General features: G+C 31.0%; 12 protein-coding genes and 1 tRNA gene. 11 read left to right on the forward strand and 2 right to left on the reverse strand.

What is annotated here, in order from left to right:
• The first annotated feature begins 361 nt into the window (after nt 1-361).
• Nucleotides 362-2,794, forward strand: a complete 2,433-nt coding sequence (locus tag WNY60_RS15300) for a helix-turn-helix domain-containing protein (RefSeq protein WP_342862905.1) — start codon at nt 362-364, stop codon at nt 2,792-2,794.
• 59 nt (nt 2,795-2,853) lie between these two features.
• Here WNY60_RS15300 and WNY60_RS15305 read toward each other — a convergent pair whose 3' ends face one another.
• On the reverse strand, nt 2,854-3,996 hold the full coding sequence (locus WNY60_RS15305) for an acyl-CoA dehydrogenase (RefSeq protein WP_145001075.1): 1,143 nt from the start codon (nt 3,994-3,996) through the stop codon (nt 2,854-2,856).
• 93 nt (nt 3,997-4,089) lie between these two features.
• Here WNY60_RS15305 and WNY60_RS15310 point away from each other — a divergent pair, with 93 nt between their 5' ends.
• The 9 genes from WNY60_RS15310 to WNY60_RS15350 all read left to right on the forward strand — a co-directional run bounded on the left by WNY60_RS15310 (nt 4,090) and on the right by WNY60_RS15350 (nt 14,086).
• Nucleotides 4,090-5,160: an anhydro-N-acetylmuramic acid kinase gene (locus WNY60_RS15310; protein ID WP_342862906.1), complete on the forward strand. Its 1,071-nt coding sequence runs from the start codon at nt 4,090-4,092 to the stop codon at nt 5,158-5,160.
• 211 nt (nt 5,161-5,371) lie between these two features.
• Complete coding sequence (locus WNY60_RS15315) at nt 5,372-6,598, forward strand: Glu/Leu/Phe/Val dehydrogenase dimerization domain-containing protein (protein WP_342862907.1); 1,227 nt, start codon at nt 5,372-5,374, stop codon at nt 6,596-6,598.
• Nucleotide 6,599: 1 nt separating this feature from the next.
• A complete protein-coding gene (nhaD, locus tag WNY60_RS15320) occupies nt 6,600-7,994 on the forward strand; it encodes a sodium:proton antiporter NhaD (protein WP_145001069.1) in 1,395 nt (464 codons plus the stop codon).
• A gap of 51 nt (nt 7,995-8,045) precedes the next feature.
• Nucleotides 8,046-8,747: a MotA/TolQ/ExbB proton channel family protein gene (locus WNY60_RS15325; protein WP_145001067.1), complete on the forward strand. Its 702-nt coding sequence runs from the start codon at nt 8,046-8,048 to the stop codon at nt 8,745-8,747.
• Nucleotide 8,748: 1 nt separating this feature from the next.
• The gene (locus tag WNY60_RS15330) at nt 8,749-9,141 is read left to right on the forward strand and encodes a biopolymer transporter ExbD (RefSeq protein ID WP_028283795.1); all 393 of its coding nucleotides are present in this window, start codon (nt 8,749-8,751) and stop codon (nt 9,139-9,141) included.
• A 2-nt stretch (nt 9,142-9,143) separates the two neighbouring features.
• Nucleotides 9,144-10,028 carry an energy transducer TonB gene (locus tag WNY60_RS15335; RefSeq protein ID WP_339808509.1) on the forward strand — a complete coding sequence of 295 codons (885 nt, stop codon included), beginning with the start codon at nt 9,144-9,146 and terminating at the stop codon, nt 10,026-10,028.
• Between the two features lie 5 nt (nt 10,029-10,033).
• Nucleotides 10,034-11,251 (forward strand): folylpolyglutamate synthase/dihydrofolate synthase family protein, encoded by a 1,218-nt coding sequence (locus WNY60_RS15340; RefSeq protein ID WP_342862908.1) that lies wholly within the window; start codon nt 10,034-10,036, stop codon nt 11,249-11,251.
• Nucleotides 11,252-11,296: 45 nt separating this feature from the next.
• Nucleotides 11,297-11,590: a hypothetical protein gene (locus tag WNY60_RS15345; RefSeq protein WP_339808507.1), complete on the forward strand. Its 294-nt coding sequence runs from the start codon at nt 11,297-11,299 to the stop codon at nt 11,588-11,590.
• Between the two features lie 6 nt (nt 11,591-11,596).
• The gene (locus tag WNY60_RS15350; RefSeq protein WP_342862909.1) at nt 11,597-14,086 is read left to right on the forward strand and encodes an Hsp70 family protein; all 2,490 of its coding nucleotides are present in this window, start codon (nt 11,597-11,599) and stop codon (nt 14,084-14,086) included.
• Here the strand turns inward: WNY60_RS15350 and WNY60_RS15355 are convergent.
• On the reverse strand, nt 14,083-15,747 hold the full coding sequence (locus WNY60_RS15355) for a hypothetical protein (RefSeq protein WP_342862910.1): 1,665 nt from the start codon (nt 15,745-15,747) through the stop codon (nt 14,083-14,085). The genes WNY60_RS15350 and WNY60_RS15355 overlap by 4 nt on opposite strands.
• 168 nt (nt 15,748-15,915) lie before the next feature.
• On the opposite strand from WNY60_RS15355, the gene WNY60_RS15360 reads away from it, so the two are divergent.
• A tRNA-Val gene (locus tag WNY60_RS15360) sits at nt 15,916-15,990 on the forward strand.

The following is a 15,990-nucleotide window of genomic DNA, read 5'->3' on the forward strand; positions in this document are numbered from 1 at the left end:
TTTTAGAGAACCCTTCATATTTATTTATGAAGGGTTTTTTTGTGCCTAAAAATTAAAGTAAATAGGCGCAAGGGAAAGGGTATAAGCAAAAAGATGTATAGGAAAATTAAATTTAGGAATATCGCTTAACATTACTTTTGTAAATTATATAAGCAAATATAAATATATGATATTGGTGTTTAGTATTAAATAAATCGAAAGATGCTATTTGCTTTATAGTTTAGCAATTGATTATTGTAAATGAATTGTTTATTAAGCATTTTGTTAATTGTTAAATATATTCTAAGTTTAATATTTATATAGAATACTTTCGTTTTAGTTAGTATTTATATATCTTGATACATTATGACTGAATAAGAGAATGAGCGAGAATAAAGAATTAGATTTAGCTAATAATTTCGTTAATAATACGAATAGAAATATTTTCCTAACTGGTAAAGCAGGTACGGGTAAAACGACGTTTCTTCATAAATTAAAAAAGAATTCCTTAAAAAGAATTGTTATAGTGGCTCCAACTGGAGTTGCTGCTATTAATGCAAAAGGGGTTACAATTCATTCATTTTTTCAACTTCCTTTTGGACCTATTTTACCAAATGACGATTTAAACTCTAGTGGTGGATTTAATCGAAAGTTTGGTAAAACTAAAATCAATATTATTAAGTCATTGGACTTATTAATTATTGATGAAATAAGTATGGTTAGAGCGGACGTACTTGATGGTATTGATAAAACTTTGCGTCGTTATAGAAATAAAAATCTAGTTTTTGGAGGTGTTCAAGTTTTGATGATAGGGGATTTACAGCAGCTATCTCCCGTTGTAAAAGATAATGAATGGCACTTACTTAAACCGTTTTATAATAACGCTTTCTTTTTTAGTAGTCATGCCTATCAACAATGTAATCCGATTTCTGTTGAATTAAAACATATTTATAGACAGGACAACCCTTTATTCATTAATATATTAAACGAAATTAGAACTAATTCGCTTTCCCTTGAGTCAGCAAATGAGTTAAATAAAAGGTATAAGCCTGATTTTGAACCTAAAGAAGATGATGGGTATATTTCATTAACCACACATAATAATAAGGCAGAATACACTAATAAAGCTAAACTTGAGAAGCTAAGAGGTAGGTCTCAGACATATAAAGCAAAAGTAGAGGGTAAGTTTCCTGAGTTTTCTTATCCTAATAAAGAATCGCTTGTACTTAAAGTCGGATCTCAAGTTATGTTTGTTAAAAATGATAGTTCTGCAGACAAGCGTTATTTTAATGGAAAGATAGGTAAAGTTATATTACTCGATAAAGATGAAGTTGTTGTTAAGTGCCCAGATGATGATTTCAATATAATTACGAAACCAGAGGTTTGGGAAAATATAAATTATGCGGTTGATAAGGATACTAAGGCTATTTCTGAAAACAAAATTGGATCCTTCTCTCAAATTCCATTACGTTTAGCTTGGTCAATAACGATCCATAAAAGTCAAGGTCTTACTTTTGAAAAGGCAATCATAGATTCTGAAGGTGCATTTGCGCATGGGCAGACTTACGTCGCTTTAAGTAGATGTAAATCTTTAGAAGGTTTAGTTTTGGAAAGCAAGATTAATTCTAGTCAAATTATAAGTGATACTAATGTTATCAATTTTAATCTTGAAGCAGAAAAAAATCAACCAGACGAGAGTATACTTCAACAATCTAAAGCGTATTTTCAATTAAGTTTAATCTCCGAAATTTTCGATTTTTATCAATTTTTGTACCCAACTAATCGGCTTTTAGATATCTATTATAAAAATAGAGGAAGTTTTCAGGGTAATATTGAAGGTCCTTTAACTAGTATAAAAGATTGTGTCGCTGCTTTATTAAAAGTAGCCAATGGTTTTAAAGCACAGTTATTAGAGATTTCTGAAGGATCAACTACTCCAGAAACTAGTGATGAAATACAAGCAAGATTTAAAAAAGCACTAGCGTATTATAAACAGCAACTGGATACTTATATAATTGAAGTTTATAAAACTTTTAATTTTACTACTGATAATAAAACATTGGATTCTGATTTTAATAAACAATTGGATACTTTAGAGGATTTAATAGGTGTTAAGCAGTTATATTTTTCTAATTTGGTTTCTGGGTTTTCAATTAAATTATTTTTAGAATTACGCGCTAAATCTGTGTTTTTGACAAAAGAAAAACCTAAAACTCCGAGGAAGACTGTTATAGATGGCACTACTAATGTAGAATTGTTTGAATTATTAAGAGAATTAAGAAATACAATTGCAGAAAGAGAAGATTTGGTTCATTTTCAAATATTTACACAAAAATCATTATATGAAATGTGTGAAACATTACCAACCAGTAAAAGTGAATTATTAAATGTCAATGGATTTGGTAAAACCCGTGTTTCTAAATATGGTGATGAGATTATAAAAATAATAAGAGATTATTGTGAGGAGAATGATATTGAGATGTCTAATGGTAAAGCGATATTTGAGGATACTAAACCAAAGCGTAAAAAAGGTGATACAAAAGAGACTTCTTTACAGATTTTTAAAGCAGGTAAATCCATAGATCAGATTGCTTTTGAACGTGACTTAAATGTAAATACTATATTTGGGCATCTAGCAAGTTTTATTCCTTCTGGTGAAGTTAAAATAACAGATTTGATCTCTGAAAAGCATTATAAAGAATTGAAAGCATTAATCCCTAAACATACTTTTGAAAATCTTTCAGATTTGAAATCTCAAATAGCTGACAAGTATAGTTATGGAGAGATTAGATTAGTTTTAGATGATATATCTTAGTAATAAAAAAGGCTTTAAAATTAATTTTAAAGCCTTTTTTTATATTTCAGTATTCAGGATTACCCTTTGATAACACCTCGTGAAATTACTATTTTCTGAATTTCTGAAGTTCCTTCATATATCTGTGTGATTTTAGCATCACGCATCATACGTTCCACATGGTATTCTTTTACAAAACCATTACCACCATGTATTTGCACAGCTTCAACAGTTTGTTCCATTGCCACTTTACTAGCATATAGTTTAGCCATTGCGCTTGACATATCGTAATTATTACCTTGGTCTTTATCCCAAGCAGCTTTCATTACTAACATACGTGCAGCTTCAATTTCTGTATACATATCAGCTAATTTAAACGCGATCGCTTGGTGATTACAGATTTCTGTGCCAAATGCCTTACGTTCTTTACTATATTTTAATGCTAACTCATAAGCACCTGCAGCAATACCTAAAGCTTGCGCAGCAATACCAATACGTCCACCAGATAAAGTTTTCATTGCGAATTTAAAACCAAACCCATCTTCACCAATTCTATTTTCTTTTGGTACTTTTACGTCATTAAATTGTAGTGTGTGTGTATCACTTCCTCTAATACCTAATTTATCTTCTTTAGGACCAATATCAAAACCAGGTGTTCCTTTTTCTACTATAAAAGCATTAATACCTTTATGAGCTTTATCTCTGTCAGTTTGTGCTATAACTAAATATACATCACTACGACCACCATTGGTAATCCAGTTTTTTGTACCATTAATAACATAATGGTCACCTTTATCTATAGCTGTTGTTTTTTGTGATGTTGCGTCACTACCAGCTTCAGGCTCACTTAAACAAAAAGCACCAATAGATTCTCCAGTTGCTAGTTTAGTTAAGTATTTTTGTTTCTGTTCTTCGGTACCATAAGTTTCAAGTCCGTAACAAACTAAAGAGTTGTTTACAGAGACCATAACAGAAGCTGAAGCATCAATTTTAGATAATTCTTCCATAATTAATACGTAAGAAATAGCATCCATACCACTTCCTCCATATTTTGGGTCTACCATAATACCCATAAAACCAAGCGCTCCCATTTTTCTAACTAATTCATCAGGAAACGTTTGTGCATTATCACGTTCGATAACACCTGGTAATAATTCTGTTTGTGCAAAATCGCGAGCTGCATCGCGAATCATTATATGCTCTTCAGTAAGGCTAAAATCCATAATTTATGTAAGATTGTTGATTTAATAAAATTTGGATACAAAGATAAGTTTTTATTAGCATATTTTCAATCGTTATAGTTATTTTTACATTATATGATAAAAGACAATTATACAGTGATTGGCGTGATGTCAGGGACGTCTTTGGATGGTATTGATCTTGCTTTAATTTCATTTAAAAAAGCTACTAATTGGAGTTTTAAAATTGAAATTGCTCAGACTGTAGTTTATCCTAAAACTTGGCTCAATAGGCTTAAAAATTTAATAAATTTAGGTACGTCTGAGCTAAACGAGTTAGATGAAGAGTATACTACCTTTTTGGCTTCTGTTATCAACAATTTTATAAAAACTAATAACATTAGTAATATTGATGCAGTTTGCTCTCATGGTCATACAGCACTACACAGACCAGAATTAGGGTATACTTTACAGATAGGTAACTTACCTCAATTATCAAATTTAATTAAACAGACTGTAGTGTGTGATTTTAGAATTCAAGATGTTGAGTTAGGCGGTCAAGGTGCACCATTGGTTCCAATTGGTGATCAATTTTTGTTTCCGCAATATCATTGGTGTTTAAATTTAGGAGGATTTGCTAATATCTCTTCACAAGAAAATACAAATAGAATTGCTTTTGATATTTGTCCTGTAAATATTGTACTAAATAAATATGTAGGCGTATTAGGTTTTGATTTTGATGATAAAGGTATACTTGCTAGACAAGGTATTTTTCATCAAAAATTATTTAATCAGCTAAATCAATTAGCTTTCTATTATGAAAAAGCTCCTAAATCTTTAGGGTTGGAGTGGGTAAAGACTAATATTTTTCCACTAGTTGATAGTTATAATTTACCAATCAATGACGTTTTACATACGTATGTTAAACATATAGCATTTCAGATAGCTAAAGTTATAAATCAAAAGCAAAATACGTTGGTTTTAGCAACAGGTGGAGGCGTGTTTAACGATTTTTTACTTGAAGAAATAACTAAATTAACATCAAATCAAATAATAATACCTTCAAAAAACATTATAGAATTTAAAGAAGCCTTAATTTTTGGCTTCTTAGGTATATTAAAATTACGAGGAGAAAACAACTGTCTGAAATCAGTGACAGGAGCTTTAAAAGATCATTCGTCAGGGAAAATATTCAATATAAAAAAATAAATAATAGTGATAAATTATTGCATGAAGCCAAGTCAATAATTATTAACAATAATTTATTATAATAAAAATGACCAGACTATTAAAAGCCATTTTTTGTTTTTTTATATTTGTTAAATTAATTAATCTAACACTTCGTAAGATGAATCAACTTTAGCTACTTTAAATGTTAATCCAGAGAGAAAAATATTAAAGTTGAAACCAAAAATCAAACATGAAAGACTTATTAAAAATTTACGAAAATAAAGAACCAGAAATAGTATTTAATTGGAAAGATTCTGAAACAGAAGCAGAAGGCTGGACAGTTATAAACTCTTTAAGAGGTGGTGCTGCAGGTGGTGGTACCAGAATGAGAAAAGGATTGGATATGAATGAAGTTTTATCCCTTGCTAAAACTATGGAGGTAAAGTTTACTGTGGCTGGACCAGCTATTGGTGGTGCAAAATCAGGAATTAATTTTGATCCAAAAGACCCTAGAAAACGTGGTGTTTTAGAGCGTTGGTACAAAGCAGTGTCTCCATTGTTAAAAAGTTATTACGGTACAGGAGGAGATTTAAATGTAGATGAAATCCATGAAGTAATTCCAATAACGGAAGATTCTGGAGTATGGCATCCGCAAGAAGGTGTTTTTAATGGACACTTTAAGCCAACTGAAGCAGATAAAATTAACCGTATTGGACAGTTACGTCAAGGAGTAATAAAAGTTTTAGAAAACACTAACTTTTCTCCAGATGTAGCCAAAAAGTATACTGTAGCAGACATGATTACAGGTTATGGTGTTGCAGAAGCTGTTAGACATTATTATGATGTTTATGGCGGAAGCGTAAAAGGTAAGCGTGCAGTAGTTCAAGGTTTTGGAAATGTAGGATCAGCAGCAGCTTTTTATTTAGCACAAATGGGAGCTAAAATTGTTGGAATTATTGATATTTCTGGAGGAGTTATAAATGAAGAAGGTTTTTCTTTTGAAGAAATTAAAGACTTTTTCTTAACTAAAAACGGAAATACATTAGCAACGGACAACATGATACCTTTTGCTGAAATGAATGAGCGCATTTGGTCTTTAGAAACTGAGATTTTTGCACCTTGTGCTGCATCAAGATTAATTACCCAGGATCAAATTGATCAAATGATTAATACAGGTTTAGAGGTTGTATCATGTGGTGCAAATGTACCTTTTGCAGACAAAGAAATTTTCTTTGGATCTATCATGGAACAAACAGATGAGCGTGTAAGCTTAATACCAGATTTTATTTCAAACTGTGGTATGGCACGTGTATTTGCTTACTTTATGGAGCGTAAAGTGCAAATGACTGATGAAGCTATTTTTAATGATACATCTAATATTATTAAAAAAGCAATCGAAAACGTACATGCAAAAAACGCTTCTAAAAAAGAAATTAGTAAAACTGCTTTTGAAATAGCATTAAAACAATTAGTATAATATGGAATCAGTAATAATTTTAGTATTTGTTATAGGCTATCTAGCTATAACATTAGAGCATAATATAAAGATTGATAAGTTAATTCCTGCTTTAGTCATGATGGCTATAAGTTGGGCGTTAATTTCATTAGGATTAGACTCTTTTACAGAGTGGTTTGATTCTGCCAATCATGGGCTGGTAGAAGGATATGCTTCATTAGGACATGAAACCAAGATGCACTTAATGGAAGAAACATTGCTTCACCATTTAGGTAAAACAGCAGAGATTTTAGTATTCCTTTTAGGAGCTATGACAATCGTAGAAATTATTGATTATTTTGATGGATTTTCTACTATTAAAAGCTTTATCAAAACAAAGAAGAAAACCAAAATATTATGGATTTTTGCCTTCTTAGCATTTATACTTTCTGCTATAATAGATAACTTAACTGCAACTATTGTATTGATTTCTATCTTACAAAAAATTGTTAATGACAGAAATGTACGTATTTGGTTTGCAGGTTTAATTATTATTGCTGCTAATGCAGGTGGTGCATGGTCACCAATTGGAGATGTTACAACAACTATGTTATGGATTGGTAAAAAAGTTACCACAGGACATTTAGTTGGATACTTACTATTACCATCTTTAATATGTATGCTAGTACCTACTTTTATAGCTTCTTTTTTACCAGCTTTTAAAGGTGATTTAGCGGTTGAGGAAGTAGTAGAAGAAAAACCAAAAAGCAGATTTAGTGGTACAATGTTATACCTTGGATTAGGTGCAATTGTATTTGTTCCAATATTTAAAACAGTAACACATTTACCTCCTTATGTTGGTATGATGTTAGCTTTAGGTGTGGTAGCAATATTTGCAGAAATTTATAGTTCTGCTAAATTTAGTTTATCTAACCATGATTCAGAAGAAAGTGATGCACACGCACACCATAGTCCTGTACACCATTCATTATCAAAAATTGAGTTACCAAGTATCTTATTTTTCTTAGGTATTTTAATGGCTGTAGCAGCTTTAGAATCTTTAGGTATTTTATTTGGATTTGCATCTACTTTACAAGATAGTATGCCAATGATGGGAACAGAGTTACATCATGAAGGTGTTTCGGATTTAGTAATTATTTTATTAGGTATTGGATCTGCAGTTATTGATAATGTACCATTGGTAGCAGCTAGTTTAGGTATGTTTTCTCAACCTATTGATAACGAGCTTTGGCACTTTATTGCTTATTCAGCAGGTACAGGAGGAAGTATGTTAATCATTGGATCTGCAGCAGGAGTTGTTGCAATGGGAATGGAGAAAATTGACTTTTTCTGGTATTTCAAAAAAATCTCATGGTTAGCATTAGCAGGGTTTTTAGCAGGAACATTAGTGTTTTTCTGGACCAGAACTTTATTTTAATATATACTCAAAACAAAAATCTAACGTTATACACGTATCTAATTTTATAATATGCTAAGCAAATTAATTCAAGACACTGCTCAAGCGGTAGATCCATTAGTAGAAGGAGAACCAGTTGAGAAAACTTTATCAATAATAGAACTGATTACAACAGGAGGTACTGCTGGTATAATTATCATTGCATTACTATTTGTATTATTGATTATGGCTGTATATATTTATTTTGAACGCTTGTTTGCGATCAAAGATGCATCCAAAGTAGATTCAAATTTCATGAATCAAATTAAAGACTATGTTAGTAATGGTAAGATAGAATCTGCTCAAAACTTATGTAGTACTGTAGACTCTCCAGTGTCTAGATTAATTAGTAAAGGGATTTCTAGAATAGGAAAACCTTTAGAGGATATTAATACAGCAATAGAAAACGCAGGACGTTTAGAGATTTATAGCTTAGAAAAAAACGTGAGTGTGTTAGCTACCATATCTGGAGCAGCACCAATGATTGGGTTTCTTGGAACAGTAATTGGAATGATTTTATCAATCTTTGAAATTGCAAATTCAGGAGGATCAATAGATATTAAAACGTTAGCAGACGGACTTTATACAGCAATGACCACCACTGTTGGTGGTCTAATTGTTGGTATTGTAGCATACGTTGCATATAACCACTTAGTTGTAAAAACAGATAAAGTGGTGTACCAAATGGAAGCAAACTCGCTTGAATTTTTAGATTTATTAAACGAACCTAGCTAATATGCGATTAAGAGGAAGAAATAAAGTTACACCAGAATTTAATATGTCGTCTATGACAGACATAGTTTTTCTGTTGCTTATCTTTTTTATGATTGCATCAACGTTAGTATCTGCAGAAGCTATAGACTTGTTATTACCAAAATCTACTAGCAAGACTACACAAACTAAAAATGTATCTGTAAGTGTTGACAAAAACGTCAATTATTATGTAGATATGAAACAGGTTTCTAAAGACCAATTAGAGGCAGAAGTATTAGCCAAAGTTGGCAACGTAGAGTCTCCGACAATTACAATTAGATCTGATGAAAGTGTAGAGATGCAACACGTTGTCTATATTATGGATATAGCAAACCGAAACAAGATTAAATCCACATTGGCAGTTAAAGCACAATAATAATGAAGTACCTTCAAACCAAACACGAACGCAATTCGGCAAAAATCACAGCATTAATTACGCTGATATTGGTATTGCTACTTTTTGTGGTTGGTCAAAATTATATGGATCCACCAGAAGAGTTTGGAGTTGCTATTAATTTTGGAGGATCGTCAGGTGGTGGTGGAGGTGCACCTGCCCAAGCAGCAGCACCAACCGAAACTAAACCAGAAGAAACAAAGCCTGAGGTAGAACAACAACAAGAGGCAGCAGCTGCAACTTCAAAAGAAGATGTTTTAACACAAGACGATGAAGAAGCGGTTTTAATCAAAAAACAAAAGGAGCAAGCTAAAAAAGAAAATGATGCTATAGCAAAAGCTAAAGCAGATAAGTTGGCTCAAGAAAAAGCTGCTAAGGCAGCAAAAGCAGCAGCAGATGCAGCTGAAAAAAAGAGACAAGATGATATTAAAAAAGCAAACGATGCTTTAATTAACGGAATAAGTAATTCTGAAAATCCTTCAGACTCCAATAATGATGGTCCTGGTAATGGTCCGGGAAATGGATCTGGTACAGGTAATGCTTATGGACCTAGTAATTTTGGTGGTTCTGGTCAAGGAAACGGAAATGGAGATGGTGTTGGTTATGGTTTGAATGGAAGAGGTCGTCCTACCAATCAAATTTTTAGACAAGATTGTAACGAGGCTGGATTAGTTGTTGTTAGAATTGAAGTGGATCGTTCTGGTAAAGTAGTAAAAGCTGAGCCAGGAGTAAAAGGAACAAAAAATACTGCTGAGTGTTTAATGATACCTGCTAAAAAAATTGCAGAATCCCACAAATGGAAAGCAGATCCTAAAGCTCCAGAGCGTCAAATTGGTTATGTTAGTATCAATTTTAAATTAGGTCAATAATAATCATGACTTATTTAGAGACCGTAAATTGGATGTTCTCTCAACTTCCAATGTATCAAAAACAAGGTCAGACTGCTTTTAAAAAAGACTTAACTAATACCATAAATTTAGCTAAGCATCTTAAAAATCCACAGCATAAATTTAAATCTATCCATGTTGCAGGAACCAATGGTAAAGGCTCTAGTAGTCATATGTTGGCGTCTATTTTACAAGAAGCAGGATATAAAGTAGGTTTATATACTTCTCCGCATTTAAAAGATTTTAGAGAGCGTGTTAAAATTAATGGTAAAGTGGTTAGTAAACCTTTTGTAATTGGTTTTATAAAACGAAACAAAACGTTTTTAGATGCTAATAAATTGTCTTTTTTTGAAATGACAGTTGGCATGGCATTTGACTATTTTGCTAAACAAAAAGTAGATATTGCTGTTATTGAGGTTGGATTAGGTGGTCGTTTAGACTCTACAAATATTATTACACCAGAAGTGTCTTTAATTACTAATATTGGTTTAGACCATGTTCAGTTTTTGGGTAACACCTTAAGTTTAATAGCTTCAGAAAAAGCGGGAATAATTAAACCTAATATTCCTGTTGTTATTAGTGAAACGCAACCTGAGACGCAGGCTGTTTTTACCGCTTTCGCTGAAAGGAATAATAGCCCAATACATTTTGCAGATCAAGTAGCAAGTGAAGATTTTACAACTGACCTTAAGGGAAGTTACCAATCAAAAAATATTAAAGGCGTTATACAATCCATTAAGCAATTACAACAAAAAGGATTTGTAATATCTAATCAAAACATTAAAACAGGGCTACTCAATACTGTTAAAAATACAGATTTAAAAGGTCGTTGGCAGACGTTAGGAACTAATCCTAAAGTAATCTGTGATACTGCACATAATAAAGAAGGCTTGACACTAGCCATACAACAATTATTAAAAGAAACACATCAACATTTACATATTGTATTTGGTGTTGTTAATGATAAAGATGTTAAGTCTATATTGCCTTTATTACCTAAAAAGGCAACGTACTACTTTTGTAAACCAGATGTACCTAGAGGGTTGGATCAAAATATTTTGTCCACACTTTTTCAGGATAATGGTTTTAGTGGTAACTCCTATGCTTCGGTTAGTGAGGCTTATAATTTTGCACTTAAAGCAGCTTCGGTTGATGATATTATCTACATTGGAGGAAGTACTTTTGTGGTTGCCGAAGTGGTTTAATTTCATATAAATTGTATCTTACACTTTCATCTAATTCCTCTTTAAATGTTAGAAATTATCAATCAAGTATTTTCTATTCAACTTAAAAGCAATAAAGAAAATTTATCGTTGTTTAATAGAAATGTTGACAGAATTAATCATGAGTTTGAAAACTTAGGTTACAATATTATAAATCCAATTGGTCAAACCTATCGTAATGAAATGACTGATGTCGAAGCCAATATTACAGGTGAAATTAATACACAAATGAAGATTGTTAAAGTACTTAAACCTATAGTCTATAAAAAGATAAATGACCAAAATACTTTAGTACAAAAAGGAATTGTAATTGTAGAATAAGCACCAATGAAAACTATTAATTTTGCTATAGATTTAGGTACCACAAACAGTTTAATTGCTAACTATAATAATGGTACAGTAAAGATATATAATAACCCTTTAGGTTTAAAACAGACGTTACCTTCTTGTGTTGCTTTTAGAGGAAACCGCACCATTATTGGTGATAAAGCTTTAGATTATTTAGAAAAGGATGCCGAAAACGTGTGTATGCTTTTTAAGCGTAAAATGGGAACTCAGGAAACTTACTTTATACCTTCCATTAATAAAGAAGTTAGTCCAATCGAGTTGTCTTCGTTATTATTAAAAGAACTTAGAAACTTTGTTTTGGATGATGTACAACTGCAATCTGCAGTAATCACAATTCCTGCTTCTTTTGATACAATACAATCTAATGCAACTAAAAAAGCTGGATATTTGGCTGGATTTAAAGAAGTTGTTTTATTGCAAGAACCTATTGCTGCGTGCTTAGCGTTTGCAAATCAATCCAATTTAGATATTCAAACGTCTAAAAATTGGATAGTTTATGATTTTGGAGGAGGTACGTTTGATGTGGCTTTAGTTGAAGTCAATGACAGAGAATTAAAGGTGATTGATAATGAAGGTGATAATTTTTTAGGTGGAGCAGATTTTGATAATCTTATTGTCGAAAAAATTATTATTCCTAAAATAGAAGCTAAAACAAATATTACAAATCTGTTTAAATCAATTAAATCCAAGTCAAGTCAACACAAAGGGCTATATTTTGAATTACTTAAAAAAGCAGAAGAAGCTAAAAAAGAACTATCGGTTTATCCTGAAACAGAAATCGAATTAGATATAGATATAAATAATGATAATTTATTTGAACAAATAATTATTACAAGAGCAGAATTTGAAGCTGTTATCTTGCCAAAAATTGAGCAAACCATAGCGTTTATTAAAAAAGTGATTTCTCAAAATCAACTTTTAAATTCTCAAATAGATCGCCTAATTTTAATTGGTGGTAGTACTTATGTGCCATTAATAAAACAGCGTATAAAAGAAGAAACAGGGATACTTGTAGACTCAAGTATTGACCCAACATCCGCAGTGGTTGATGGTGCAGCTTATTTTGCTGGATCAAAACCAACGACTATAAAAGAGGATGACGCAGTTGTTCAAGAAGTTGAAGTTGATACAGTGGAGACTCAACTTTTTTATGAGCAAAATACTAGAGATTTAGAAGAGTTAATTACTTGTAAAGTGGCTAATGATAATTTTAATTATAGAATTACAAGGGTTGATGGTGGTTATGATTCTGGTATCAAGACTATTGTAAATAATGGGTTTTCAGAGTTTGTCCCATTACTAAAAGGACAATTAAACCGGTTTAAAATCCAAGTGTTAGATCAGGATTTAAATGTTGTAAAAACTATTAGTACTGTGGCTATTAATCAAGGTAGTTACAATGTTTTAGGTCAACCATTACCTATTGATATTTGTATGGAAATAGACGATATTGATGCGTCAACTACACGTTTGGAACAAATATTTAGAAAAGGAAGCATTTTACCTTTAAAGAAAAAAATATATAAAACAGCCTCTAAAACCATACTTAAAAATACTGATGCTAATTTAATAATCAATATTGTGGAAGGTCAATCCAATGGATTACCTAGTTCTGGATTAAGCATTGGTTATATTGAGTTTTCGGGTAAAGATTTGGAAGATGATTTAATTAAAGGTACAGATATAGAGATTGAATTGGAAGTAACCGAGTCTAGAGACTTAAAAATAAATGTTTATTTACAAGCTTGCGATCAAGAATTTAAAAATGTATTTAGCCAGTCAGAACGTGCGATAAGTATTAGTAAGATTAACATGGAAATAAATGCAGTATTGTCCGAGGTAGAACATTTGATAAGAGAGCAAGTCGAAGATGAAAATTTTGAATATTCTAATACTTTAGAACAAATACGAGTTGGTTTAATTGAAATACAGATTGAAACCACGTTGCTTGATGATAATGATGTATCTGATCAAAAATATCAATTGGATGATAAAAAGCGAAAGTTAATTCAAGCGTTTGATACTTTAACAAGAAACAAAGTTATAGCTTTAGAAATAGAAGAGTATAAGTTGTCTAAAGAAGGTGTAGAGTGGGAAATTAATAAAGACGAAAACGAGAAATACAGATCCAAATATCTTAAAGTTATAGCCAATGAAAAGGAGGTTGTTAACTCTGGAGATAAATATTTACTTAGAGCCAAAATTAAAGAACTTGATGTTTTATATAATTCTATAATTCAATCTAGCGATGAAAACTTTATTGGTTATTATTTAGGATTAAAGTATAGCTCAGAATTTGAAAACAAGAAAAAAGCAGAGCAGTTAATTAAGGAAGGTGATCAAGTACTAGAGCGTAAGGATTACACTTCGTTAAAACACATAGTTTATGCACTGTATGCTTTACTTCCAGATAGAGAAAAGGATAAACAAAAACTATTTAAAGACGATAGCAAAACAGGGTTGCGTTAGTTGTGTTTTTTCTTGTACCAATTAGTGTAAATTTTATCAATATTAATACCATTTAAATTAATGTTCTTGCTGTCTATTACATCTAATTTACTGGTGTCTTTTATTTTAATATCAGAATTAATTATACTTTTTTCGTAAATACTTAACTTATAAGGAAGCACGTTAATTTCATGATTTAATTTTGGACCAATAGTTTTGACGACATAAAGTTTAGATAATTCAGCATCATTTTTAAAATGAGAAAAGTTATCGACTACAAATCCATTTCCTGTATAAAATAGTAATGAATCTTCAGGTTTTAAATTGATGTAAATTTTTTCGTCTTTTGGTATGTAAATCGATTGATCAATCCCTTTTTGAAGTTTAAATACTATTAAATCTTTACTACTGCTGTTTTTAACCAAGCTGTATTCGGAATTATTTGCCACACCATAAGCATAAGCTTCAATCTTATTAAAAGTTTTAGGATATGGATTCGTAAATTCATTTAATTTAGTAGGTGCACTATTGTCTATTTCTGGTTCTTTTCTATTAGTTTTTAATTTTAAAGAATAAATAAATCTAGTATGATCTTTTGCTTTTTGTTTACTATTAACATCAGGTAATGTTATCTTCTCACTACTAATTATAGGTTTATTGTTTAATGTTGTTTCAACTACATCCTCAGTTGTTAAGGTTTCTTGTAGTGGTAAGTCTATTTTTTTTTGATAGTCTTGACGCTGTTTAATTTTTCTAACAGCTTCAAATAATTCTTGATTATCAATATTAATGCGTGAATCATTTCGATTAGAGCTATTAATTCCTAATGAGGCAAGTCTAATAATAATAAGTATAAAGACTACAATGCTCCAAATTCCGACTGTTGTTCCAGATTTGGATTTACCAGTAGTCTTATAAGCATATGGTTTTGCAATTTCTGCATTAGAAGTTAATATATCCTTTAGCATATAACTTGATACCTCCAATGCTCCAAAAGCAACCATCGTTTTAGCAGCAAAATTAAAGTCAGAATCATTTACATTTTTTCGTTTAGAATTGTAGGTGTCTATGATCACTGAATTTAAGTCATTAACCTCCTCTGTAAACGAATTTGGATATTGACTCAAGCAATTTATAAAGTTTCTATTTGTAATATAACCTACAGGTGCATGAGATAGTTCTAATCGGTTATTTTGAATATAAACTGTAGCAAAATTTAGTTTAGCACTAAAAAAGTTGATAATAATTTGTTCAATCTCTTCAGTAAATAATTTATAGTTTTTTATAACATTAAATAGTAATATGTATTTGCCTTTATTTAGTGTTTCGGTTAAAAACGGTTTAAGATGCGTTCTAAAATATGGCGCTAAAAAATGTTTTAATTCATAAAGGTCTTCGATGTTATCCTCATAAAGGTTAATAGAGCTTTGTGGAATGTTACTATAGTTTCCGCTAATTATTTGTTTTAACCAGTCATGTTGTTCAATAAAAACATGATGTTCTCTTATCGTTTCATCTTTAAGCTGATCAATTAATAGGGCTAATTCTCCAAGGTTACTTGTATTATTTAGTACAGCATTAGCTTTTAATTGCTTTTGTAGTCTAATTATTTTAGCGTCATCTAAGGTAATAATAGCGTTAATATCTATACCTAATTGATCAATTATAGAGATGTATTTCAAATTTGGAGTGTATTTGTTACCAAAAATATTAAAATTTTTATAAAAAGTTATTTTGTTAGGGACTATATATTAATGAGTTAATTTTTAAATTTAAAAAATGTTGTTTTTTTTTGAATAAAAGGTTTTGAGATGTCAAAAACTAATGTATATTTGCACACCTAATAAATAGGGCGACTAGCTCAGTTGGTTCAGAGCACTTGGTTTACACCCAAGGGGTCAGGGGTTCGAATCCCTTGTCGCCCA

The organism is Olleya sp. AS48 (assembly GCF_038900355.1).
GTDB lineage: Bacteria > Bacteroidota > Bacteroidia > Flavobacteriales > Flavobacteriaceae > Olleya.